Source organism: Neptunicoccus cionae (assembly GCF_014643735.1).
GTDB lineage: Bacteria > Pseudomonadota > Alphaproteobacteria > Rhodobacterales > Rhodobacteraceae > Amylibacter > Amylibacter cionae.
The window spans coordinates 1-25,131 of the sequence record NZ_BMKA01000005.1; the positions used below are offsets into that span (position 1 = coordinate 1).

Below are 25,131 nucleotides of genomic sequence, written 5' to 3' on the forward strand. Positions count from 1 at the left end.
ATTAACCGTTTGTGTATCTGTGCCGCCGTTCCCGTCACTTACGGTGTAGGTGAAGCTGTCAGAGCCGTTGAAATCCGCATTGGGCGTGTAAGAATAGCTGCCATCCGTTGCCATAGCGACGGATCCATTGGCACCATCTGTTGCAAGCGCGAAGCTCAGCGTATCCTCGTCCACGTCCAAAGCTGCGACAGTGCCCGAGATGACTGTGTCTTCGTCACCCGAAGCTGTACCCGCCTGCGCAACNATTGAAATCCGCATTGGGCGTGTAAGAATAGCTGCCATCGCTTGCCATAGCGACCGATCCATTGGCACCATCCGTTGCAAGCGCGAAGCTTAGCGTATCCTCGTCCACGTCCAAAGCTGCGACGGTGCCTGAGATCATTGTGTCTTCGTCACCCGAAGCTGTGCCCGCTTGCGCAACCGGCGCGTCATTTTCGCCGGTGACTGTGACTGCTACAGTTTGATGGGTGTACCCGCCATTGTTGTCAAAGAAAGTAAAGACAAGCTGCTCTACCTCGATTTCCCCGAAGGCCAATGACTCAAAACCGCCATTTGTGAAGAACGTAATATCGGTGACAACTTCCGTGTGGTTGCCATTTGTCGTAAGCCTTGACCCTGTGGTGGCATAATCACCAGGACCGCTATAGCTCACGCTAAAGAGCGATACCGCATCCTTGTCGAAATCCACTCCGGTCAAAGAGAAATCAACAGTGCCATTTTCGCTGACTGTAACATCGCGCGCTGTCACCACTGGCGCATTGTTGGAACCGCCCAGAAGGATCTCACCGTCGTTAAAGCGCAGCGCCTCAACCCGTTGCAGTTCATCCGTGCCGGAGTCACCATTTCGCGTGCTGTTGTCGATGACGGTAGTTGTGCCGCCAGAGGTGGACCAGGAATAGTCATAGATCGAACCGCCATAGACCGCGATATCATCGCCGTTGCCGCCAAACAGGGTATCATCCCCACCGCCGCCCGCGATGATGTCGTCACCGTCACCGCCCTTTATCGTGTCGCGACCCCGTCCGCCGCGAATTAAATCCGCGCCTGCGCCGCCAAGGATTTCATCCCCGCCATAACCGCCAGCAATCTTGTCATCCCCGTCGCCGCCCTGAATGCGGTCTTTGCCGTATCCGCCATAAATGTCGTCATTACCATCGCCGCCAAGAATGCGATCCTTGCCAGTGCCGCCGTGAATTTCGTCATCCCCTTCACCACCGGAAAGTCGGTCATCCCCGCGCCCGCCGCGCAATTCGTCATCACCCGAACCGCCCCTCAGAACATCGTCGCCGTTGCCGCCATAAATGACGTCATCATCGTCATCCCCGTCCAGAATGTCGTCGCCGTTCTGCCCCTTCAGCATGTCCGATCCGGTCCCGCCAAACACCACGTCGTCACCATCGTTGCCACGCAGGAAGTCACGGCCTTCACCACCAAAGATTGTATCGGCATCCTGACGCCCGTAAACGCGGTCATTGCCGCCATCCCCTGCCAGAATGTCCTCACCAGAGCCCCCGTAAAGGTTGTCGCGCAAGTCACCGCCGCTGATCTGATCATCTCCGTCGTTGCCCAAGATCGTGTCATACCCGTCAGATCCGGACAGGCTGTCGTCAAAGTCGCTCCCGAGGATGCTGTCGTCACCGCCAAGCCCGTCTACTAAAACAGAGCCGAGGGCAGTGCGTTCATCAATCAAGTCATCATTATCAGTGGGGGTCATCTTGCTATTCCTAACGGGCTGTCCGGCCGTGTTATTGTTCGATTTATCTAAAATTGACGCCTGGGCAGAGTTCCCGGCGGGTTGTAAAAACCCTCCACCCTTATATCGCGCGCCCAGATTGCGGCAACTCGGTCCTAAATTCAACTTAAACATAAAATTTACGGCGGTTTTTGTGGCCTGTCCAATGCGCTTACACCAGACCCCTTAGATCGGAAACAGCATCAAAGGCATAGGTGGTTCAACCAATAGTATGCAAGTTACTCTGGCAGTTGAGTAGCGTCATATCCGTAGATGCTGTCAAACGGGCGCAGGCCGAGCCTGTCCGGCAAATGTCCGGCAATGGAAAGTTTCAATCTGGGCACTGCCCCTTGAAACGGCCCGTCCAGATGGAACAATACGGCATTCCTACGGGCGCGGGCCTGAAGCTGCGTTGCGCGCGGTTTCCGCAAGCGGGTGTATTGTTCCAGCGCCGCCGCCACATCGCTTACCGACCGTGAAGCGCAGCCCGCCAGAACGCAAGCATCTTCAATCGCCAGCGCCGCCCCTTGCGCCATAAGAGGCAGCGTCGGGTGACAGGCATCGCCAAGCAATCCCGTGGTGCCATCAGACCAGTTCGGCAATTGGGGCCGATCAAACAGTGCCCAAAGGTAGGTCGCATCGACAGCTTCAAACAGGGTTTGCAGATCGCCATGCCACCCCGCAAAGCGGGCCAGCAGATCGGCAGGGTCTCCCCGCTCTCTCCAGCTTGGGTTTTGCCAGTCGTCCCGTTCCTCAACGGCGACGAAATTCACCAGACTGCCACCGCGTAGGTAGTAGGTCACCACATGCGCCCCCCGCCCGACCCAGACGGTTGCATCGGGGGGGATCAACCCATCGGGCAAATTGGCTGTCGGCACTGTGCCACGCCACGCCAGTTGACCGGTAAACCGCGGCGCAAACTTCGGGTGCATTTGCGCGGTGATCGCAGAACGAATGCCATCCGCGCCGATGTTAAGATCGGCTTGCTCCTCGTTTCCATCCACCCGCAAACCCGAAGTGGTATATCCTGTGACAGTCGATCCGGTTTTGATCTGCACCCCTAGCTGGCGGGCTGCATTTTCCAGAATTTCGTGAAGATCAGCACGATGTACATGCAGATAAGGCGCGCCGTAAACCGCTTCGCACTGGTCTTTTAGGGGCAAACGAACCAGATCGCGTCCGGTAATCCCGTCCTTAATGCGCGCCAGTTCCGGCGCGAAAGCCACCTGCTGCAACGGCTCACCCAATCCGAGATGCGTCAGCACCTTCATCGCATTGGGGCTTAGCTGCAAACCGGCACCAACCTCCCCCAAGGCGGGGGCCTGTTCGAACACGCAGACCTTGATACCCTGTTGCGCGAGCGCCAGAGCCGCTGTCAGCCCGCCGATCCCCGCACCGGCGATATTTGCGCGGCGGATCACCTGCGGCGCTCCCGTGAGGGGGTAAGGATCAATTGGGATGTGCGCGGATGTGTCATGGGCTCTGACTAGCAACTACGCCCGCACAATCCAACACGGATTTCACTGAAAGGCTCGGCCCCGCAGGTGGTCCTTAACATATTAACGGGTTGCGAGGTTTCCACAGCTTCAGTAAACACAGCCAACACCAAGGAGGCCCCATGAATATTCTGTTCATCATGTATGACCAATTGCGTTTCGATTACCTCAGCTGCGCCGGACACCCCCATTTGCATACGCCGAACTTTGATCGTGTTGCGGCACAAGGCGTGCGGTTCAGCAATGCTTATGTCCAGTCGCCGGTCTGCGGGTCATCGCGCATGTCTTATTACACGGGGCGCTATCCTTCGTCCCACGGGGCGCAATGGAACGGCTTTCCTCTGCGGGTTGGCGAAGTCACCATCGGGGATCATTTGCGCAAGCTGGGGATGAACAGCTGGATCATCGGCAAGACCCACATGAAGGCCGATGCCGAAGGTATGGCGCGGCTGGGGCTGTCTGCGGACAGCGAGATCGGCGCGCGTCAGGCGGAATGCGGTTTTGACAACTGGTGCCGCGATGACGGGTTGTGGGGGCAAGGGCCGGACGGGTTTTATGACGAAAAAAGATCACCTTACAATGAATACCTGAAGTCAAAAGGCTATCTGAGCGAGAACCCCTGGGCGGATTTTGCCAATGCCGGCATCACCGACGAGCAGATCGCAAGCGGCTGGATGTTCCGCAACGCCGACCAACCCGCCAACATCCGCGAGGAAGACTCCGAAACACCGTGGCTAACCTCTGAAACCATCCGTTTTGTGGATCAGACGGACGGCCCGTGGCTGGCCCATGTGTCGTTTATCAAACCCCACTGGCCCTATATCGTGCCCGCGCCCTATAACGACATGTACGGGCCGAACCACGTTCCAGCAGCACTGCGTCATGATGTGGAACGGGAAAATCCGCACCCCGTTTACGGCGCCTATATGAACAATAAAATCGCCAACGCCTTTCAGCGCGACGAGGTACGCCAGAAGGTGATCCCAGCCTATATGGGGCTGATTAAACAGTGTGATGACCAGTTGGGCCGGTTGCTCGACCATCTTGAAGCCACCGGCAAAATGGATGACACAATGATCGTGTTGACCTCGGATCACGGGGATTATCTCGGGGATCACTGGCTGGGCGAAAAGGATATGTTCCACGAACAATCCGTTAAGGTTCCGATGATCGTGTTTGATCCGCGCAAGGAAGCCGACCGCACGCGGGGCACGGTCTGCGATGCCTTGATCGAAAGCATCGACCTTGCCGCCACATTCGTAGAAACCGCAGGGGGCAGCGTGCCGGATCACATCATCGAAGGCCGTTCCCTTCTGCCTTGGTTGCACGGGGAAACGCCGGAATGGCGGGAATATGCGATTTCCGAGTATGATTTCTCCGCGACCCCGCAGGCCGTTGCGCTGGGGCTGGAACCCCGCGATGCGCGGCTGTTTATGGTATTTGACGGACGTTACAAGCTGATCCACACAGCCGCAGATTTCCGCCCCATGCTGTTTGATCTAAAAACCGATCCCGAAGAATTTTACGATCTGGGCGACAGCGCAGAACACGCCGCAGTGCGCGACAAGCTTTACGCCCATCTGCACGAATGGGGCCTGCGGATGAGCCAGCGGGTCACGCGCTCTGAAGAGGATATTCGCAACAGCCGTGGCAGATCGGGGCGCAAAGGCATTCTGCCCTTCCTATATGACGGAACCGAAGTGCCCGAGGAGCTGATCCAGTTCTACCGCGGCCCTGCACCGGCAAAATATACGGACTGATATACCCTGCAATACCAACTGATTAACCGCACCTCCTAGGGGTGCGGTTCGCTCAGGCTCCGAAGTAGGCGCGCCGGATCAGGTTAAGACCAAGGATCAGAAACACCAGCAAAATCGTGTTGCGGAAGTAAGCGGGCGAGAGACGATTGCGGACTTTCTCTCCAATCGCGTAACCTGCCAGCGCAGGGATCAGCATCAAAGCAGACGTCAGCGCAAGCGGGCCACCCAGAAACCCCAATTGCGCGTAGGACACCGCCAGCGGGACACTGCCAACCGCCACCAGAAATCCGGTAGCGCGAATGAACTCGTCCTTTTCCACCTGCCGCACGGACAGATACATCCCAAGCGGCGCGGCCCAAGCCGCCGTCAAACCACCGATCCCCCCTGCCAATGTCGCAAAGCCAAGTTGCGCCAGCGTGTCATGCTCTGCCCTGATCGGGGGCAACCAGCCCCGCCAGCTGACCGCGACAAAGATCAGGATCGCCACGCCCAGCGCTCCCGCAAGCCAGCGGTCATCCACATCGCGGGCCAGAACGCTCGTCACGACAACACCGATGCACAAAACAATCGCAAACACCTTGTAACGGCGGATCGTGCGCAAAACGTGCCCGCCCCGCAGCCATTGCCAGCCGTTGATGCCCAGCATTGGAAACAGGATCAGCGAAATCGCGATGCGAGGCTCAATCGCAAGCGTCATCGCCGCAATCGCAGCCGTGGGCAGACCGATGCCGGCAATGCCTTTTACACAGCCCGCAAACAGAAAGGCAGCCGCCGCAACAAGGGTAACGCTTGAAATATCCATGAACCCTCTTAGCGGCCACTGCCCGCCGTGGCGAGAAGGAAACAGCCCCTTCCCGAACATTCCAAACCGCCGCGATTTTTTAATTTGACAGAAAAATTAAATACGTGAATAACTACCCCAAAGGGAGAGAGCATGAAGACCTATCTGGGAATCGACCTCGGGACATCGGGGCTGCGGGCTTTGCTTGTGGCGGAAAACGGAACAGTCATTGGCGCGGCGCAAGCGGCCTATCCGGTGGAAAATCCCCATTCGGGTTGGTCCGAACAAGACCCCGCCGATTGGATCGCGGCCTGCAAGACAGCAATAGCCGAGCTGCATCAAACCCACCCCGAACAGATGGCGCGTCTGGCGGCGATTGGCACGGCGGGTCAGATGCACGGCGCGACTTTGCTTGATGACGCGGGCGATGTGCTACGCCCCTGCATTCTGTGGAACGACACCCGTTCCAGCGCGGAGGCCGCAAAGCTGGATGCCCTACCCGATTTCCATGCTTTGTCCGGCAATATTGTGTTTCCCGGCTTTACCGCGCCAAAGCTTCTTTGGGTTAAGAACAACGAACCCGACATTTTCGCCCGTGTCGCCACTGTACTGTTGCCAAAGGATTATCTGTCATTCTGGCTGACCGGAGCGCGGGTTTCCGACATGTCCGACAGCGCGGGAACAAGCTGGCTTGATGTGGGTGCGCGGGACTGGTCCGCTGCCCTGCTGGAACAATCCGGCATGGCGCAAGACCAGATGCCCCGCCTTGTGGAAGGATCAGAAGTCGCCGCCCCTGTCAGCACAGCACGCTGCGCCGAATTGGGCCTGCCGGATGGCGTGGTCGTGGTAGGCGGTGCGGGCGACAATGCCGCCGCAGCCTGTGGCATTGGCGCGCTGGATGAGGGTCAGGGATTTGTGTCCCTTGGTACCTCTGGCGTGCTGTTGGCAGGTAAATCCGGCTATGCGCCCCTGCCCGCTTCGGCCGTTCACACGTTCTGTCATGCGGTCCCGAATAGATGGTATCAGATGGGGGTGATCCTGTCGGCGACAGACAGCCTCAACTGGTTGGCGCGCACGTTGAAAACCCGTGCGGGCGAGTTGGCAGGGTTGCTGGATGGTCCGCTGAACGCGCCGGGTTCGGTGACGTTCCTGCCTTACCTGTCGGGTGAACGGACCCCCCATAACGACAGCGCCATTCGCGGTGCATTGCTGGGGCTGGATCACGCGACAGGCGACCGTGAACTGGTGCAGGCGGTGTTTGAAGGTGTGGCCTTTGCCCTGCGGGAAAACCTCGACGCGCTACATTCTACGGGGACCGAACTGTCATCCATTATGGCGATTGGCGGCGGGTCACGGTCAAACTATTGGCTTGAACTGATCGCGACCGTGCTGGATCTGCCCCTCGACCTGCCGGAAGACGGTGAAAACGGTGCGGCGATGGGGGCGGCCCGTCTAGCGATTTGCGGTGCAACCGGCGCAGCACCGGAAACCGTGATGACACCGCCCCGCATAAACCGCAGGATCTCCCCCAACTCAGATTTAACGAAGGCGTATGCACAGGCCTATCAAGCCTACCGCGCCGTTTACCCAGCAATAAAGGCATTATGATATGACAACAGGTTTCTTTAACGGCATTGCCCCCGCAAAATATGTCGGTGACGGTGAAGGCACAGAATTTGACTACCGCCACTACAATCCCGACGAAATGGTGATGGGCAAACGCATGGAAGACCACCTGCGCTTTGCCGTGGCCTATTGGCACTCTTTTGCATGGGAAGGTGGCGACCCTTTCGGCGGCGCCACCTTTGAACGCCCTTGGCACCCGCAAGACAACCAGTCCCGCGCCAAGCTGAAAGCGGATGTGGCCTTTGAAATGTTCGATATTATCGGCCAGCCTTACTATTGCTGGCACGATGCGGACGTGCGCCCTGAAGGCGATACATTTGCACAAAGCCTGCGGAATTTTGAGGAAATCATCGACTATTTCGGTGAAAAGATGTCATCCCGCAATATCAAGCTGCTTTGGGGCACGGCCAATATGTTCAGCCATCGTCGCTGGATGTCCGGTGCATCGACCAACCCCGATCCCGATGTTTTTGCCTATTCAGCGGCAACTGTGAAGACCTGCATGGATGCGACGCAGAAACTGGGCGGGGAGAATTACGTGCTTTGGGGCGGGCGTGAAGGCTATGAAACTTTGCTCAACACCGACATGGGCCGTGAGTTGGATCACATGGGCCGTTTCCTTAATATGGTGGTGGAGTACAAGCATAAGATTGGTTTTAAAGGCGCAATTCTTGTGGAGCCCAAGCCGCAGGAACCGTCCAAGCACCAGTATGATTATGACGCGGCCACCTGCTATGGCTTTTTGCAAAAATACGGGCTGGAAAATGAGGTGAAGCTGAACCTTGAACAGGGTCACGCGATCCTTGCGGGCCACAGCTTTGAACATGAAATCGCCACGGCGGCGGCGCTTGGAGTGTTTGGCTCTATTGATATGAACCGGAACGATTACCAGTCGGGCTGGGACACGGACCAGTTCCCCAACAATGTGCCCGAGGTCGCGCTGGCCTATTATCACATCCTGAAAGCTGGCGGATTTACCACGGGCGGCACCAACTTTGATGCCAAACTGCGCCGCCAGTCCCTTGATGCGGCTGATTTGATCGCTTCCCACACCGGAGCGATGGATATTTGCGCCCGCGGCCTGAAAGCCGCCGCCGCCATGATCGAGGACGGTGGCTTGGAGAACGCCCTGCAAGAGCGTTACAGCGGATGGGATGATCCTGCGGCCAAAGCAATGCTTGAAAGCGATTTTGACAGCATCTTTGACAAAGTAAACGCAGGCGAGATCGCACCCGCGCCCCGTTCAGGTAAGCAGGAGCGACTGGAAAACATCGTCAATCGGTTCGTCTGATCCTGATGCCCGCCGCCGCAGATATTCGCGCCTTTACCTTAACGGGTGCTGACTCTGCGGTGACGGTGCTGAACCTTGGCGCGGTGACGCAAAGCTGGCAAACAGATTTATGCGGACCGTCCCGCAGCATCGTGCTCGGCTACCGCGATCCGGCGTCCTATCTGGACAATCCGCAGTTTCTGGGCGGTATTGTCGGGCGGGTGGCAAACCGGATCACTGGCGCGCGGTTTGAACTGGAGGGTCAGGTTTATCAGCTGCCTGCGAACGAGCCACCCCACCTGCTGCACAGCGGGGCCGATGGTCTGCAGAAACGCCTGTGGCAGGCCGACGCGGACGGTACCCGCGCGGTTCGGCTGACCCTGCGTTCACCTGACGGGGATCAGGGATTTCCCGGCACGGTAGACTTTGAGACCACAATCAGCCTTGATGCAAATACCCTGACCTATCGCATGAATGCCACGGTGGACCGCCCGACCCCGATCAATCTGGCGCAGCATTCCTATTACAATCTTTCGGGCAGAGGCACGATCTGGGACCATCACCTGCGGATCAACGCAAATGCGCTGCTGCCCGCAGACCCTGAAGGTATTCCCCGTGGTCCCAAACTGTCACTCGACGGGAATACGCTGGATTTTCAGGGGGGTAAACTCGTGCGCTCGGCTGATCCTGATAAAGCTGGCATTGATCTGAATTATTGCGTGGATACAAGCCCCCCCCAAGCGCAACTGTCCCAAGGCGGTCTGACCCTTAACCTGACAACAGACCAGCTCGGAGTGCAACTTTATACAGGACGACACCTCAGCCCGCTGGCGCCGCCGCTTGATGGGCAGACCCATGCCCCTTACGGCGGACTGTGTCTGGAGCCACAGGGCTATCCAAACGCGCTGAACCAGCCGGAGTACCCCTCTATTGTGGTCACGCCGGATCGCCCCTACGCTCAGACCCTAACCCTTAGCCTGGCACCGGAGTCCCCTTGAACCTGCGCCGCTTCTCCCTGCTGATCGGCACCTTGATGGCCGCGGGTCTGCCCGCCGGCTCTGGCCCGTTGCCCAAAGCGGATGCGCAGTTTGCCGCGCCTGATATGGCGCAGGTGCGTCTGGGGCAATTGCTGTTTTATGATCCGATTCTAAGCGGCAATAGAACTGTTTCCTGCGCCACCTGCCACCACCCGCGTTTTGCTACATCTGACGGTGTGTCGCTGGGGCTTGGGGATGGTGGCACCGGACTGGGGCCAGAGCGGCGCAGCGATCCGCACAATCCCCCCGAACAACGCATTCCGCGCAATGCCCCTGCGCTGTTCAATCTGGGCGCATCCCAATTCCGGACCCTGTTTCACGACGGGCGGCTGGAGGTAGATGACGCGGATCCGATGGGATTTCGCACTCCTCTTGGCGCGGATATGGAGCAGGGATTTGAGGGCGTTCTATCCGCACAAACCATGTTCCCGGTGCTTTCGCCGGATGAAATGGCGGGGCATTATTCCGAAAACGATGTAGCCCAAGCAGTGCGGCAGGGCTTTTACACCGGACCGAACGGCGCTTGGGCGATCCTGTCAGCAAGGGTGGCCACCATACCGGAATACCAGCGCGGTTTCGCAGCACTGGACGGCACGCAAATACCACTGCATTTCTCAGACATATCCAACGCCATAGCCGCCTTCATGGCCTTTGAATGGCGTGCCGATGACAGCCCGTTTGATCGCTATTTGCGCGACGAGACGCCCCTTCCTGCACAAGCCGCAAAAGGACTGGAGCTGTTCTACGGTGCGGCGGGGTGTGGCACCTGCCATTCCGGACAGTTCCAGACCGATCAAAATTTTCACGCCATCGGCCTGCCCCAGATCGGTCCGGGCAAAGCGGCCCGCTTTGAGCGGCACAAGCGGGATGAAGGCCGGATGCGTGTGACCGGCGCGCCGCAGGATGCCTACCGCTTTCGCACCCCGTCGTTGCGGAATGTGGCACACACCGCACCCTACGGACACAACGGCGCCTATGGCGATTTGCGCGCGATGGTCCGCCATCACCTGACGCCGGAAACAGCATTACGTGGGTACACACCAGATCAGGCGATGCTGCCAGCGCTGGACGGGGCCGAAGATTTTTCGAACCTCTATGACGATGCTGAAACCGACCGTATTGCCGCCGCGATTGAACTTCCGCCTGTTTCCCTAACAGAGCCGGAACTCGACGCGATCCTTGCTTTCCTTAACAGCCTAAGCGATCCGGTCAGCCTGAAAGGGAGGCTCGGCGTGCCGGAACAAGTCCCGAGTGGTTTGCCGGTGGAGTAACCTTTTTAGTCGGGCGCTACCGCTAAACGTGTGCCGTCGGCGCGGATCACATAGGCTGCATCACTGGACAGCGTCGTCCAGTCACTTGTGGTCCCATCCGGCCAGATCACCCGCAGGGAAAACGCTGCCTCTGTTCCCAGACCGAAATGCTCTGGCACGCGCTGCCCGCCTGCATGTCCTCCGCCAACAGTAATCTCACGGCTGTGTAGCGCGCGGCCTGCTTTGACCTCTATCCAAGCGCCCACCGCGTCTTTATTCGCGCCGGCCTGCGAGAGCCGCAAGCTGGTCCAACGCCCCGCCTTCGCTGTTTCGTTCCGGTAGATTTCCAGCGGCACGCGCCGGTTGACCACCACCAGATCCAGCAACCCATCCCGATCAAGATCAACCAGCGCCCCGCCCCGCCCGCGATGAAGGCTGGCTACACCCGCCGCCTCTGCCGTTTCGGTGAAGGTTCCGTTCTCATCCTGCACCAACAGATTATTCGGGTCTTGCATTGCCAGACCCGGCATCTGTTCGACGTTGCCCTTGGCGATGAAAATATCGTCGCGCCCGTCATTTTGCACGTCGCCGAACTGCACATGCCAACCGGTTGAGGGCCGCCCGTCCCCCCCGATAAAGGGCCGATGCGCCGTGGTGCCAAGGTCATAGCGCGCATCCACAAAACGGGGCTGCGTGCCATCGCCGTCCTGTATCTGCAATCGCTGATCGCCCATAGAGGTCATCATCACATCAGGCAGGCCATCCCCCGTCAGGTCGCGGCTGGCAATGCCCATGCCCCAAAGCTTATGCGCCTGCCAACCGTCAGCTCCCGTGTAAAACCGAGGAATTTCAGCCATTTGCAGCAGTTGCTCCTGACCGTCTTTCACATAGTAATGACGGTCATTGCTGAACCGCAGATCGGCCCGCCCGCTGCGCGACCAGTCGCTGAACAGCATCGACAAGGGGCAAAGCCCCGGTGTCAGCGGGATCGGTGCGCCATAGCTGCCCCCTTCGGGCCGATAGAGATAATTGGTGTCGCAAGCCTCAAACGGGCCGCTCGGGTCTTGGCGATCCACGTAGTTACCAAAGGCGAGTGTTGGCAATTCCGCCCCGCTTTCCCATGTTGCAGAAAACGCGGTGGTCCATGCGGGGACATCCTGAAACGACAGGTCTTCAAACGGGGTAAAGGCGCAATCGGGTCCGCCCTGCAACAAGTAATTTTCACCAACGCGCAGCACGACCAGATCGTCCCAACCGTCACTGTTAATATCCAACGGATAGGCTCCCGTTACATCCGTCATCTCCGCCGCAATCAACGGCAACGGGACAAAGCCCAGCGTCCCTTGCACAGCGGTGGTATTGCGCAGCAGTCGCGCGGGGTTTTGTCCACCTGCAACATAGAGATCAGGGTACCCGTCCTGATCACAGTCAAGCACTGCCACGCCGCCGCCGACGAAATGCTCCCATCCGCCTGCATAGATGTGCGCAGGCACGGTCACGGGACGAAACACAGGGTCTGACGCCACCGGTGCTGCGACGAGCGCCAACAGGATCAGCAGCTCAGGCCTCACCGGCACGCAAAGCTGCAACTGCCGCTTCCTCCACCCCTTCCAACGCATAGGCCGCAGCCCCCTTGGCCCACATCAGATCGCCCCAGCGGTGGATCACCACTTCGGGCGGCGGCTGATCGACCTGCACGATGGAGTTCTTAATTCCTGCAATCACCTCTTCGGCGTAGAGGTGGTTGGATTGCATCCTCTCCCCTGCCAGTACAATCAACTGGGGGTCAAAAATGTTGACGATATTGGCCAGCCCCATCGCAAACATCCGGCCCGCCCGCAGCACGATGTTAGACGCCACCGGATCGCCGTCATGGGCGCGCTGCAACAGGGCCTCGATCTTTTGCTCGTCCGTTGTACCCTGCGCCAGCGCTTCACGGGACGAGGTGACGCTTGCTTCCCGCAGCAAAGCGTAATCCGCTACGTACGCCTCTAGGCAGCCCCGCTGGCCACACCGGCACAGCGCCCCGTCCAGATGGACCTTTGTATGGCCGAACTCTGCACCGCACCCCCGCGTGCCGCGATAAATCTCGTTGTTGATCACGATCCCCATGCCAACGCCGCTTTCGATTGTGACAACGATGAAATCCGTCGCCTCGCGCCCTAGGCCAAAGCGTTTCTCTGCCATCGCAACCAGGTTTGCGTCATTGTCCACAAAAGCCGGCACACCAAGGGCCGTTTCTATGGCGCTGCGCAGGTTGATATTGCGATCCGAAAGCGAAGGCGACCAATGCACCAGCCCCTGCTGCACGTCCACAATCCCAGCAATCCCGATACCCGCGCCTGACAGATCGGATACCGTCTTGCCCAGCGGTGAAAGCATATCGCCAAGGGCCTTGGCCAGTTCCCCCACAAGCGCATCGGTGCCAAGCGTTGTCTTGGACAGGACGTGATTATGCTCTGCCAGTTGGTTGCCCTCGAAATCCATCAGCACCAGCGACAGCGAACTATTGGCAATCTTTATGCCCGCTACCAGATGGGCCGCACCACGGATTTTCAGATCGACACGGGGACGACCGCGAGCCATCTCAGTTCCCTGTGCGGCAACCTCTTCCACCAGTCCGGCACGGATCAGTTCTGCTGTCACGGTCGTCACAGTGGCGCGGCTGATGCCGGTCTGTTGGGACAAATCAATCCGCGCGATCGGGCTGTTCTGGCGAATCGCGGCCAGAAGAACCCGCCTGCCATAGCTGCGTTGTTGTCCGATCATTGTTGCCGCTCCTTAAATGCTGCGGGTCTAAATCTAGGGGATTATTACAAAAAAACCATTGAAACCCGTTTTACCTGATTTAATTTGATTTTCAAATTAAAACTGCTATCACTTTTCCACACCCGACTGTTCGAGCTTCGGACATTTGCGGGTCGCATTATCCTTGGGAGGGAACCATGAAAAAATTTACTGTCGCGCTCGCGGCTGTGGCCACTGCTGCCATGACGACCATGTCACTTGCCGCTGATCTGACTGTTGGTGTCAGCTGGTCCAATTTTCAGGAAGAACGCTGGAAAACCGACGAAGCGGCCATCAAAAAAGCACTGGAAGCTGCCGGTGCCAAGTATATTTCCGCTGACGCGCAGGCTTCGGCTGCGAAACAACTGACCGATGTGGAAGCATTGATCGCACAGGGCGCAGATGCGCTGATTATTTTGGCGATGGATAAGGACGCAATCGGTCCTGCGGTCAGCAAAGCGGATGATGAGGGCATCCCCGTCGTGGGCTATGACCGTCTGATCGAAGACGACCGCACGTTTTATCTGACCTTTGACAACAAGGGTGTGGGCCGGATCATCGCGCAAACCGTGACTGCCGTGCAACCCGAAGGCAATTTCGCTATCATCAAAGGGGATAAAGGCGATCCGAACGCGGCTTTTCTGTTGGAAGGCATGATGGAAGTGATCGGCGACGATGTAGAGGCCGGAAAGATTAAAATCGTCGGGGAAGCCTTCTCGGACGGCTGGAAGCCTGACAATGCGCAAAAGAACATGGAGCAAATCCTGACCGCCAATGACAACAACGTTGACGCGGTTCTGGCCGAAAATGACGGCATGGCCGGTGGTGTGATTGCTGCGCTGGCAGCACAAGGCATGGACGTGCCGGTGGGCGGACAGGACGGCGATCACGCCGCTTTGAACCGTGTCGCGCGCGGCACCCAGACCGTTTCAGTCTGGAAAGACTCCCGCCAGCTTGGCACGGCTGCCGCTGAAATCGCGGTGGCACTGGCCGGTGGCACAGCGCTTGACGCGGTAGAGGGTGCGGTCAAATGGTCCGGTGGTTCCAAAGGTATTGAAATGAATGCGATCTTTCTGGAACCCACCCCGATCACCAAAGACAATATCAGCGCTGTGATCGACGCGGGCCATATCGCCAAGGACAAAGTCTGCGAAGGCGCAATGGACGGCGTTTCGGGTTGCTGATCTAAACGATTTGGGCATTGCCGGACCTTTTCGGCGGTGCCCGCTCCTAATTCAAAACACCCCAATTTTTATGGCTTCTGGCAAGCCGGATCTGCAGGCTTCGCGATTAGAGTACGAGGCTATAGGATACGGTACGCTTTAGCTGACTCTAACAGACACTGGTTCAGGACACCGCTCATGACCGATAACACCGCAGACACTCCGGCACCTGCCGCCCGCAACCGGCCTGACGGCCTGTTCAACCGCTTCATAAAGGCGACTGAAATGGACACCCGATTGCTTGGCATGATTGGTGCGCTGGCGCTGATCTGGGTTGGATTTCACCTTTATGGTCAGCTTGTGAACGGGTTCGGTGCCTTTCTGACTCCGCGCAACCTGTGGAACCTTTCGGTACAAACGGCATCTATCGGCATTATGGCAACAGGCATGGTGCTGGTCATCGTGACCCGCCATATCGACCTGTCGATCGGGTCGGTTCTTGGCTTTTGTGCGATGATCATGGGGGTGACACAGGTCTATATCCTGCCCCAGCTTATCGGTCTGGGGCATCCGTTGTTATGGATACTGGCGATATGTTCCGGCCTTCTGGTCGGCACGATGGTCGGCGCATTGCACGGGTTTTTGATCGCTTACGGCAAAATTCCCGCCTTCATCGTAACGCTCGGCGGGCTTCTGGTCTGGCGCGGCGCAGCGTTTCTGGTGGCGCGGGGCGAAACCATTTCCCCTGTTGATCCCACCTTCGCCCTGCTGGGTGGCGGGCCTTACGGTGCCATCGGCGCAACCGGAAGCTGGATTATCGGCGCGATCGGCTGTGCAGCGGTATTGGGCATGATGTGGCTGGGCCGGAAACGGCGGCGGGGGTTCGGCTTTGCCATGCGCCCTGTCTGGGCGGAAACCTTCCTTGCCATCGCAGGCTGCGGTGCGGTGATCGGCGCGGTGCTGCTGGTCAACGCCTATTACTGGCCCAAAGGTATCGTGAAACGTCATGTGGCTGAAACCGGCATCACAGTGCCAGAGGGCGGATTGTTCATATCGCACGGTTTTGCCATTCCCGTGCTGATCCTTGTGGCAGTTGCCATTTTGATGACCATCCTGATGTCACGGACACGTTTCGGGCGCTATGTCTATGCCATCGGCGGCAACCCCGAAGCGGCCGAACTCGCCGGGATCAACACCCGTTGGATGACGGTGAAGATCTTCGCCCTGACGGGGTTCCTGACCGGCCTCTCTGCTGTCGTGGCCTCTGCACGGCTTGGCTCTGCCACCAATTCGCTTGGAACCCTGGATGAGCTCTACGTGATCGCAGCCGCTGTAATCGGCGGCACATCACTGGCCGGAGGCATCGGCACGATTTATGGCGCTGTGTTAGGCGCTTTCGTGATGCAATCGCTGCAAACCGGCATGGTTCTGATCGGTTTTGATGCGGCCATCCAGCAGGTGGTCGTCGGCTCTGTTCTGGTCTTTGCCGTATTCCTTGACATTCTTTACCGTCGCAACTCCAAGTAAGGGCACCGATTTATGACACAGACACAAACACCACTTGTCGAATTGCGTGACATTTCAATCTCTTTTGGCGGCATCCGCGCCGTGGATCACGTGAGCCTTGATCTTTACCCTGGCGAAGTGGTCGGGTTGCTTGGCCATAACGGGGCGGGGAAATCCACGCTGATCAAGATCCTTTCGGGTGCCTATCAGCGGGACGGTGGCGAAATCCTGATCGACGGGGAAAAAGCGGAAATCGCAAGCCCGCGGGATGCGCGGGACTATAACATTGAAACCATCTACCAGACTCTGGCGCTGGCGGATAATCTGGATGCCCCATCAAATCTGTTTCTGGGGCGTGAACTGACCAACAGCATCGGCTTTGTCGATGATGCACGGATGGAAGCCGAAACCCGCAAGATCATGGCGCGGTTGAACCCGAATTTCAAAAAACTTAAAGAGCCGGTCTCGGCCCTTTCCGGTGGCCAGCGCCAGTCCGTTGCCATTGCCCGAGCGGTCTATTTTAATGCCCGCATCCTGATCATGGACGAACCGACAGCCGCACTTGGGGTGCATGAAACCAAGATGGTGGCGGACCTGATACAAGAGCTTAAGAAACAGGGGCTTGGCATCTTTCTGATCAGCCATGACACCCGCGAGATGATGGAACTCTGCGACCGTGTTTCAGTGATGAAAAACGGCCAGCTTGTGGGGACGGAACGTGTGGAAGACGTAACCGAGGATGACATTCTGTCGATGATTATCATGGGCAAGAAACCCGAACCGGCGGCGGCCCATTAACGTGAGCAGCGCCTGTTACCTTCTGGCCGATATTGGCGGCACCAATGCGCGTTTTGCCTATGGCAGTGATGCAGGGCTTCTGGCGGGTACGCAGCGAAGTTATCCAAACAGGGATTTCGGTCAATTCGACGATGTGCTGGCGGCTTTCCTGCGTGATTGTCCCCCACCCAAGAACATAACCGGCGGCTGCATTGCGGTGGCCGGTCCTGTCGCTGGAACAGTGGCAGAGCTGACAAACCGAAACTGGGTGATTGATGCAACTTCAACCGCCAGTGCAGCGGGCGCGCCCAAGATGCGTTTGATCAATGATCTGTCCGCACTGGCCCGCTCAACGGCCAGCCTGAAGCCGGATCAGGTAACGCAAATTCGGCAGGGCGACACCAAGGGCAGCAACGGTCAGACGGTGGTTCTTGGACTTGGCACGGGCGTGAACTGCGCCACAAGAATTACAATGGCAGGGCGCGACGGTGTGGTTGCCGCCGAGATCGGCCACAGCGCCCTGCCCCGCGATATGGCAGAGCTGCTGGCACATAGGCTTGGCACGGCACCCGAGCCGCTCACCACAGTCGAAGACATTCTCTCGGGCCGCGGGTTTGAACACCTGTACCAGCAGCTCTCGGGTAAGTCCTGCACCGGCGTAGACATCGCCAGCCGCGCGGCAAGCGGGGATGATCCACAAGCCGAACACGCCCGCGATCTTTATCGCAAACTGGTAGCGCTCTACCTGCCAGCCCTTGCGCTGCATTTCATGCCCAAAGACGGGATTTTCCTCGCCGGCAGTGTGGCGCGTAGTTTGCTTGGCACCAGTTGCGTGAACGATCTGACAGCCCCGTTGGACCGGGCCGGACCGATGGAGCAGGTCTTACGTGATATTCCGCTCGGTCTCATTGTGGATGACGCTGCGGCACTGTCAGGATGTCTGGAAACGGCGAAAAACCCTGCCTAGACTTGTACTGGAAGCGGACAGCGGAGAGCACAGTGCAAAACATCCAATTCGATCTGAACGGCAAGCCATTTCACGCCCTCACAGCTGGCACGCCCGGCAAACCGCTGTTGTTGTTCCTGCACGGTTTCCCCGAATACTGCGGCGCATGGGCCGACGTTATCCCCGAGTTCGCCGAAGGTTATTACTGTGTTGCACCGGACCAGCGGGGCTATGGCGGGTCATGGCGCGCGGGGGATGTTTCAGACTATGCCGCGAAACATCTGGCCGCCGATGTGCTGGCCATGATCGAACGCTTTGGCAAGGGCCGCTGCGCGGCACTGATCGGCCACGACTGGGGCGCCTCTGTCGCTTATGCCTGCGCCATGCGGGCGCCCGACGGCATGATCGAGCGTCTGATTATTGCGAACGGCGTCCACCCTGCCCCGTTCCAAAAAGAACTGGCGGCGGGGGGCGACCAGTCAGCTGCAAGCCAGTACATCGAATGGCTGCGCGCACCCGGATCGGAAACGGCGCTGGCTGAAAACGATTTTGAACGCATGTTCGCGCTGTTTTCCGACAAGATGGATATGAGCTGGCTAACCGATGATCTGCGTGCCGAATATCACCGCGCGTGGCGGGACGAGGCTGGCGTTCGCGCGATGATCAACTGGTACCGCGCAACGCCGCTGCTGGTGGCTGAGCCGGGCAAGCCGATTGCCCCCGAGAAGCTGCCGGAGTGGAAGCCGTCCGACCTGCGCATCACCATGCCACACCTGTTGCTATGGGGGATGAACGATACCGCGTTGCGGCCTGAAACGCGGGACGGGCTGGCGCAATACTGCGATGATCTGACTGTGGTTGAACACGACACGGCGGACCACTGGATTTTGCACCAGCAACCGGATTGGGTGGCTGACCAGATCAACATCTTCCTACACCGGACGAGTTAATTCGGCGTCTTAAAATATTGATTCAACTGCGAAATTCATCTGTCGATGCAGCGGTGGAATTTGGATATTTGGACCAAAAAGAGCGATAGGTGGTGTGCCTGTCAGCCGCCCTTGAGCTGTTGCATCAGGTAGACTTCGCTGTCAGGTTTGACAGGTTCAGTCAGGCCGCTGGCGATGACTTTGCCATCCACCGCAACCGACACGCCCGCTTCGATCACATGTTCCAGTCCGGGGTATTTCTCGACGAGGCCCGAAAGGACCTCGCCGACGTTTTTTGCATCCACCTCTACGCAATCCTTGCCATGAGCAAAGGCGCGCAGGCCGGACCAGAGGTTCACCTCAACCATTTTTAGCCTGATTTTCCAGCGCCGCCAGAATGCGCGGTGGCGACATTGGCAGTTCTTTCAAACGCACACCCGCCGCGTTTGACACAGCATTGGCAATCGCAGCCAGTGGTGGACAGATCGAAGTCTCGCCCACACCGCGCACACCGTAGGGGTGGCCGGGGTTCGGGACTTCGACAATCACCGTGTCGATCATGGGCAGGTCGGAAGCCACAGGAATACGGTAATCGAGGAAGACAGAGTTCTGCAAACGCCCATCTTCACCGTAGATGTATTCCTCGTTCAGCGCCCAGCCGATGCCTTGGGCTGCACCGCCTTGGAACTGGCCTTCCACATAGGCCGGATTGATCGCCTTGCCCGCGTCCTGCACCACTGTATAGCGCACGACTTTGGTCTGGCCGGTTTCCTTGTCCACTTCCGCATCTACGATATGGGTGGCAAAGGACACGCCAGCGCCTTCGGGGGTGGCCTCAAAGTGGCCCACAATCGGACCACCTGTGCGCCCCATGCTGCGGGTCAGCTTGTCAATCGGCAGCGGATCGAATTCCCCTGCGTTCGGGCCGGAAGGTTTGGCACAGCCGTTTTCCCAGACCACAGCATCTTCGTCGATGCCCCATTTTGCGGCCGCACGGGCGCAAAGGATTTTCACCGCAGAACGGGCGGCCTTAATGGTGGCAAGGCCGGAGGCGTAGGTCACACGAGAGCCGTGGGACACCTCGTTATAGCCGAGCGTAGCCGTATCCGCGATTGTGGTGCGGATGTTTTCGTAAGGAATGCCCAGCTCTTCGGCAGCCATTTGCGCCATAGAGGCGCGGGAGCCGCCAATGTCCGGTGTTCCCACCGAAAGCTGCGCTGTCCCGTCTTCGGACAGGGCCAGCGTTACGGAGGTTTCGCCGCCGTGGTTGAACCAGAAACCGCAAGAAATGCCACGGCCCTGCCCCTCTTTCAGCGGTGCTGAATAGTGGGGATGGGATTGCGCGGCTTCCAGTGTTTCCACCAGACCGATCCGGTCCCATGTCGGGCCGAAGCTGGCTTTGGTGCCTTGCTTGGAAGCGTTCTTCAGGCGTACTTCGATCGGGTCGAGGCCGAGTTTCTTGCACAGTTCGTCAATCACCGATTCAACTGCAAAGGCCGCCATAGGCGAGCCAGGCGCACGGTAAGCCGCCTGTTTCGGGCGGTTGGCCATCACGTCATAGCCGACCTGTTTGACATTTTGCAGGTTATAGGGCGCGAAAGCACACATGGCGGTAAACTCCATCGGCGCACCGGGGAAGGCCCCGCCTTGCAGACGGAAAGTGCCCTGACCGGCAGTGATGGTGCCGTCTTTCTTCATGCCGATTTTAATGTCCATCGACGTAGATGCCGTTGGCCCTGTAGCGCGGAACACTTCAGAGCGGCTCATCACCAGTTTTACAGGACGGTTGGTCTTGCGCGACAGGGCCAGCGCAACAGGTTCGATAAAGACGGCAGTCTTACCACCGAAACCACCCCCGATTTCAGAGGCTGTCACCCGCAGTTGCGAAGTTTCCAGACCCAGCATCGCCGCGCAGAGTTTCTGCACGTTCCAGTGCCCTTGCGTACAGCACCAGAGTTCGCCTTTGTTGTCGCCGCCCAGTTGGGCCAGACAGGCGTGAGGTTCGATATAGCCCTGATGGGTCGCTTCGGTTTTAAAGCTGTCTTCCACCACCAGATCGGCCTCTGCGAAGCCGGCTTCGATGTCGCCGTGGCCGCTTTCGTGATAGCGTACCACATTGGCGTGCATGCCTTCAGGCACGGATTGATCCGCCGCCCCTTCGCGGATGACAGGCGCGTCCGATGCCATTGCCATATCCACATCGGTGACGTGGGGCAGGACTTCGTATTCTACTTCGATCAGCTTGGCCGCATCCCGTGCGATCAACTGCGATGTCGCAGCCACAGCAGCAACCGCATGGCCGTCATAGAGCGCTTTTTCGCCCGCCATGACGTTTTCCAGCACATCAAGATCGCCGCCGGTCAGGCCGGTTGCGAAATCTGCGCGGGTCACAACGCCTTTGACGCCGCCCAGCGCTTCGGCTTTGGACGTGTCGATCTTCACAATCCCTGCGTGGGCATGTGGCGAACGCACGACCGCTGCGAACAACATGCCCGGAGCCACGGCATCCGCGCCAAACTTGGCTTTGCCGGTCACTTTGTCCACACCGTCAGGGCGTTTCACCCGTTGGCCGACAACCTTGAAGTCTTCTGTTTTAGTCTCGTCAAACGCCATATCAGGAAGCCTTTCTCAGATCAGCAGCGGTTTCCATGACCGCGCGGATGATTTTGTCGTAACCGGTGCAGCGGCACAGGTTGCCTGCAAGCCAGTACCGGACTTGGGTCTCGGTCGGCTCTGGGTGTTTTTCCAGCAGATTTTTGGTTGCGACCAGAATGCCAGGGGTACAGATCCCGCATTGTAATGCTGCGTGTTCAATGAATTTTTCCTGCAAAATGTGCAGGTTTTCACCTTCGGCCATGCCTTCAACCGTGTCGATTTCCTTGCCGTCAGCTTCAGCGCCGAGCACCAGACAGGAACACACCAGTCGACCATCCATGGTGACAGAACACGCGCCGCAATCGCCGGTGCCACAGCCCTCTTTCGCGCCGGTCAGGCCCAGCTTGTCGCGCAGCGCGTCCAGCAGGGTTTCCCGCGGGTCGCAGAGAAATTCAACATCGTCGCCGTTAACTTTGGTATTTACGTGGATCATGATGCGGCCTCCGCCCGTTCGTATGCAATTTTTGCGGCGCGTTTTGCCAACACGCCGGCAACATGGGTGCGGAATTCGATGGTTCCGCGTTTGTCGTTGATTGGATTACAGGCGGCACTGGCCGCTGCTGCCAGCGCGTCAAGGGCTGCGTCATCCAGTTCGGTACCGATAATAGCATTGGCGGCGTCTTCCACCAGCAGCACCGTAGGCGCCACCGCGCCAAGCGATACGCGCGCTTCGACGATCTTTTTGCCATCAAGGCGCAGGTTGATCCCACAGCCCACAACCGCGATATCCATTTCGGTGCGGGGGATGAAGCGCAAGTAAGCGTCGCCACCCGATTTGCCCCGTGCCGGAACGTGAACAGCCGTCACCAGCTCTCCTGCTTCCAGACTGGTTTTACCCGGAGACACCGGAATATCTTCTGCTGCAACCTTCCGTTCACCGTTCGGGCCGGTAACCGACACCGTCACACCGGCTGCAACCATAGCCGGAACACTGTCCGCCGCCGGAGATCCGTTGCACAGATTGCCGGTCAATGTGGCGCGTCCCTGCACCTGCGTAGAGCCGATCAGATCCATCGCTTCGACCAGACCCGGCCATTCCTTGGCCAATGTGTCGTGCTCGCTCATTTCCGCGCCGGTAACAGCCACGCCGATGCGCCAGCCGTCGCCTTCGCGGGCGATATCCGACACACCGTCGATTTTCTTGATGTCGATCAATACATCTGGCGTGACAATGTCTGCGCGCAACTGCACCAGCACATCGGTGCCACCCGCAAGAAAGCGGGTGACGCCTTGTGCGTCTTTGGCAAGTGCCACTGCATCATCAAAACTGCTTGGCGTATGATACTGCATGTTTTCTCCTGGTATAAAGGTGGAAGCCACCCGTTTGTTCGTCTTTATCTCTGTCCGGACAGGGCCTTACAGTCGCCCCACTCCCGATTTGCCTTCAAGGTAGCGCCTTTGGACCGGCAGCACACCCAGAATCGACATATGGGCAGACCGTGCCTGTGCCAAACCACAGGCGCAAGTAAGAAAAAGCTAATCCGTAGCTTAGGTCATTAAAAATCTTCACGCCGGAGACATAAACGACCTAGGGTCAAATTTCTGTTACGCTAGGGAATTTTCGTAAGACACTTGCCAAGGCGGGGCCGATGTTATGACCTGTGGCAGTGCTGGTGTGTGGCCGCTTTGCGAGCTCACCACCCGTTTGGGAGGACGGATCAACATGAACTTACACGCGACGCGCGCCGATGGCCGATACGCGCCTGACAACAGGTCACTATCATGAGCGGAATGACACTGGAGCAGGCAGCCGCCCATATCACCGCAACCGACCCGCGTTTCGCGATCGAACACGCCACCGTTCGGGGCGTGGATTACCGCGTTTTCAAGAACGCCCCTCCCCATCTGCGCGCGCTGGTACAGGCCTGTGGTCCAGCACATGGCACTGGCGCGGACGAATACCTTGTCTACCGCGACGAACGCTGGACCTACGATGCGTTTTGCAGCGATATTTGCCGGATGGCGCAGGTGCTGCAGACTGAACTTGGCATCAAAAAAGGCGACCGCGTTGCACTGGCGATGCGCAACTATCCCGAACTGCCTATCTTGATGATGGCGATCACCAGCATTGGCGCGGTGGTGGTCTTTATGAACGCATGGTGGACCACGGACGAGCTGGACTATGCCCTGAAAGACAGCGGCGCGGTTCTGGTGTTTGCTGACGGGCCACGGTTCGAACGGATCACGGCACTTGGCGACGCAGCCCCGAAAATGGTTAGCCTACGGGACGCCCCAGCCGATGCACAACGATATGAAGACCTGCGGGCTTTGGTTGGGACAGCGGATTGGCCTTCGGTCGAGATCCACACCGACGATGATATGGCGGTGATGTATTCCTCTGGCACGACAGGGCGCCCTAAAGGCGTGGTGCAAACCCACCGTGGCGCGATGTCTGCGGTGTTTACGTGGCTGATGTCTCTGGTGTTGCCGCCCCTGATGGCACCCGCAGATGCGCCACCAGCCCCGCCCCCCGGTCCGCAGGCGATCTTGATCGTTACGCCATTGTTCCATGTCACTGCAACCCACCCGATGTTCCTGCTGTCCCTGCCAATGGGCGCGAAACTGGTGTTGCTGCACAAATGGGACGCTGAAGACGCCGTGCGGGTGATCGAAGCGGAAAACATCACCCGTTTCCTTGGTGTGCCGACCCAATCTGCCGATCTGATGGCAGCGGCCAAACGGATGGGCACCACCCTGCCCTGCCTGCAATATGTGGGTGCGGGCGGCGCAAAACGCCCCGCCGCGCAAGTTGCCCAACTGGGCGAGACCTTTCCGCAGGCCGCTGTTGCGTCTGGCTGGGGGATGACGGAAACCAACGCTGTCGGGCTGGGCATCACCGGCCCCGACTACGCCGAGAAACCCGGCTCTGCGGGCCGCTTGCTGCCCCCTGTTCAGGACCTTGTCATTCTGGGCGAGGACGGCCAGCCGGTACCGCTTGGCGAAGTGGGGGAGCTGACTGTGAAAAGCCCTGCCAACATGCGCTGCTATCTGAACAAACCCGAAGCCACCGCCGAAGTTTTTCAGGACGGCTGGCTGCGCACGGGGGATATGGCAACGCTGGATGCAGACGGCTATGTCACCATCGTGGACCGCAAGAAGGACATCATCATCCGTGGCGGCGAGAATATCGCCTGTCTGGATGTGGAAGGCGCGCTGCACAAACATCCCGCCGTCCATGAGGCCTGCGCCTTTTCCGTGCCAGACGATCGTCTGGGCGAAATCGTCGGCGCGGGGATCGCACTTCATGCGGGGCAAACCGTCACGCCGGAGGAGCTGAACGGTTTCCTTTCCGAACATATCGCCCATTTTAAGATACCGGACCGATACTGGTTCCAATCCAACCCGCTGCCCCGCGGCGCGACCGACAAACTCGACCGTCGCGCTCTGCGCAGCACCTGTTTATCAAAGGAGTAGAT

Annotated in this window: 21 protein-coding genes; 11 read left to right on the forward strand and 10 right to left on the reverse strand. The window is 58.5% G+C overall.

The annotated features are described in order from the left end of the window. The 3 genes from IEX10_RS15615 to IEX10_RS15625 form a co-directional block, all read right to left on the reverse strand. On the reverse strand, window positions 1–315 hold a 315-nt coding region (locus tag IEX10_RS15615), incomplete at its 3' end, for an Ig-like domain-containing protein (protein ID WP_444543231.1). Beyond that, on the reverse strand, window positions 215–1,867 hold the full coding sequence (locus IEX10_RS15620) for an Ig-like domain-containing protein (RefSeq protein ID WP_444543232.1): 1,653 nt from the start codon (window positions 1,865–1,867) through the stop codon (window positions 215–217). The genes IEX10_RS15615 and IEX10_RS15620, both read right to left, overlap by 101 nt. 104 nt (window positions 1,868–1,971) lie before the next feature. Further along, the gene (locus tag IEX10_RS15625) at window positions 1,972–3,153 is read right to left on the reverse strand and encodes an FAD-dependent monooxygenase (RefSeq protein ID WP_188677427.1); all 1,182 of its coding nucleotides are present in this window, start codon (window positions 3,151–3,153) and stop codon (window positions 1,972–1,974) included. A gap of 197 nt (window positions 3,154–3,350) precedes the next feature. On the opposite strand from IEX10_RS15625, the gene IEX10_RS15630 reads away from it, so the two are divergent. Next, window positions 3,351–4,988 carry a sulfatase-like hydrolase/transferase gene (locus tag IEX10_RS15630; RefSeq protein WP_188677429.1) on the forward strand — a complete coding sequence of 546 codons (1,638 nt, stop codon included), beginning with the start codon at window positions 3,351–3,353 and terminating at the stop codon, window positions 4,986–4,988. Window positions 4,989–5,040: 52 nt separating this feature from the next. Here the strand turns inward: IEX10_RS15630 and IEX10_RS15635 are convergent, their stop codons facing one another. After that, window positions 5,041–5,790, reverse strand: a complete 750-nt coding sequence (locus IEX10_RS15635) for a sulfite exporter TauE/SafE family protein (RefSeq protein WP_188677433.1) — start codon at window positions 5,788–5,790, stop codon at window positions 5,041–5,043. Between the two features lie 132 nt (window positions 5,791–5,922). Between IEX10_RS15635 and xylB the strand changes: the two genes are divergently transcribed. Genes xylB through IEX10_RS15655 form a run of 4 tightly spaced genes read left to right on the forward strand, consistent with a single transcriptional unit; the run spans window position 5,923 to window position 10,973 of the window. Beyond that, the gene (xylB, locus tag IEX10_RS15640; protein ID WP_188677437.1) at window positions 5,923–7,377 is read left to right on the forward strand and encodes a xylulokinase; all 1,455 of its coding nucleotides are present in this window, start codon (window positions 5,923–5,925) and stop codon (window positions 7,375–7,377) included. A 1-nt stretch (window position 7,378) separates the two neighbouring features. Beyond that, window positions 7,379–8,686 (forward strand): xylose isomerase, encoded by a 1,308-nt coding sequence (xylA, locus tag IEX10_RS15645; protein WP_188677440.1) that lies wholly within the window; start codon window positions 7,379–7,381, stop codon window positions 8,684–8,686. Window positions 8,687–8,691: 5 nt separating this feature from the next. Further along, the gene (locus IEX10_RS15650; RefSeq protein ID WP_188677442.1) at window positions 8,692–9,663 is read left to right on the forward strand and encodes an aldose epimerase family protein; all 972 of its coding nucleotides are present in this window, start codon (window positions 8,692–8,694) and stop codon (window positions 9,661–9,663) included. Between the two features lie 35 nt (window positions 9,664–9,698). Further along, window positions 9,699–10,973: a cytochrome-c peroxidase gene (locus IEX10_RS15655; RefSeq protein ID WP_188677849.1), complete on the forward strand. Its 1,275-nt coding sequence runs from the start codon at window positions 9,699–9,701 to the stop codon at window positions 10,971–10,973. A 5-nt stretch (window positions 10,974–10,978) separates the two neighbouring features. Here IEX10_RS15655 and IEX10_RS15660 read toward each other — a convergent pair whose 3' ends face one another. Together IEX10_RS15660 and IEX10_RS15665 are read right to left on the reverse strand one after the other, a co-directional pair. Then, a complete protein-coding gene (locus tag IEX10_RS15660) occupies window positions 10,979–12,529 on the reverse strand; it encodes a CRTAC1 family protein (RefSeq protein ID WP_229678588.1) in 1,551 nt (516 codons plus the stop codon). Next, complete coding sequence (locus IEX10_RS15665) at window positions 12,513–13,721, reverse strand: ROK family transcriptional regulator (protein WP_188677446.1); 1,209 nt, start codon at window positions 13,719–13,721, stop codon at window positions 12,513–12,515. The genes IEX10_RS15660 and IEX10_RS15665 overlap by 17 nt, the downstream gene beginning before the upstream one ends. A gap of 176 nt (window positions 13,722–13,897) precedes the next feature. On the opposite strand from IEX10_RS15665, the gene IEX10_RS15670 reads away from it, so the two are divergent. The 5 genes from IEX10_RS15670 (at window position 13,898) to IEX10_RS15690 (ending at window position 19,081) form a co-directional block, all read left to right on the forward strand. Further along, a complete protein-coding gene (locus IEX10_RS15670) occupies window positions 13,898–14,923 on the forward strand; it encodes a substrate-binding domain-containing protein (RefSeq protein WP_188677448.1) in 1,026 nt (341 codons plus the stop codon). A 177-nt stretch (window positions 14,924–15,100) separates the two neighbouring features. Next, window positions 15,101–16,429, forward strand: a complete 1,329-nt coding sequence (locus IEX10_RS15675) for a sugar ABC transporter permease (protein ID WP_188677450.1) — start codon at window positions 15,101–15,103, stop codon at window positions 16,427–16,429. Window positions 16,430–16,441: 12 nt separating this feature from the next. Then, window positions 16,442–17,206, forward strand: a complete 765-nt coding sequence (locus IEX10_RS15680) for an ATP-binding cassette domain-containing protein (RefSeq protein ID WP_188677454.1) — start codon at window positions 16,442–16,444, stop codon at window positions 17,204–17,206. Window position 17,207: 1 nt separating this feature from the next. Next, the gene (locus IEX10_RS15685) at window positions 17,208–18,152 is read left to right on the forward strand and encodes a glucokinase (protein WP_188677456.1); all 945 of its coding nucleotides are present in this window, start codon (window positions 17,208–17,210) and stop codon (window positions 18,150–18,152) included. Window positions 18,153–18,184: 32 nt separating this feature from the next. Beyond that, complete coding sequence (locus tag IEX10_RS15690) at window positions 18,185–19,081, forward strand: alpha/beta fold hydrolase (protein WP_229678589.1); 897 nt, start codon at window positions 18,185–18,187, stop codon at window positions 19,079–19,081. A 101-nt stretch (window positions 19,082–19,182) separates the two neighbouring features. Here the strand turns inward: IEX10_RS15690 and IEX10_RS15695 are convergent, their stop codons facing one another. From IEX10_RS15695 to IEX10_RS15710, 4 genes are read right to left on the reverse strand one after another with little or no spacing between them, the layout of a single operon-like run. Further along, window positions 19,183–19,428: a MoaD/ThiS family protein gene (locus tag IEX10_RS15695; protein WP_188677459.1), complete on the reverse strand. Its 246-nt coding sequence runs from the start codon at window positions 19,426–19,428 to the stop codon at window positions 19,183–19,185. Further along, window positions 19,421–21,673 (reverse strand): xanthine dehydrogenase family protein molybdopterin-binding subunit, encoded by a 2,253-nt coding sequence (locus IEX10_RS15700; protein WP_188677461.1) that lies wholly within the window; start codon window positions 21,671–21,673, stop codon window positions 19,421–19,423. The genes IEX10_RS15695 and IEX10_RS15700 overlap by 8 nt, the downstream gene beginning before the upstream one ends. Window position 21,674: 1 nt before the next feature. Further along, window positions 21,675–22,148 carry a (2Fe-2S)-binding protein gene (locus IEX10_RS15705; RefSeq protein WP_188677463.1) on the reverse strand — a complete coding sequence of 158 codons (474 nt, stop codon included), beginning with the start codon at window positions 22,146–22,148 and terminating at the stop codon, window positions 21,675–21,677. Beyond that, the gene (locus tag IEX10_RS15710; RefSeq protein ID WP_188677465.1) at window positions 22,145–23,005 is read right to left on the reverse strand and encodes an FAD binding domain-containing protein; all 861 of its coding nucleotides are present in this window, start codon (window positions 23,003–23,005) and stop codon (window positions 22,145–22,147) included. The genes IEX10_RS15705 and IEX10_RS15710 overlap by 4 nt, the downstream gene beginning before the upstream one ends. Before the next feature lie 432 nt (window positions 23,006–23,437). On the opposite strand from IEX10_RS15710, the gene IEX10_RS15715 reads away from it, so the two are divergent. Beyond that, window positions 23,438–25,129, forward strand: coding sequence for a class I adenylate-forming enzyme family protein (locus tag IEX10_RS15715; protein WP_188677467.1), 1,692 nt, complete (start codon window positions 23,438–23,440; stop codon window positions 25,127–25,129). The last annotated feature ends 2 nt before the right edge of the window (window positions 25,130–25,131 follow it).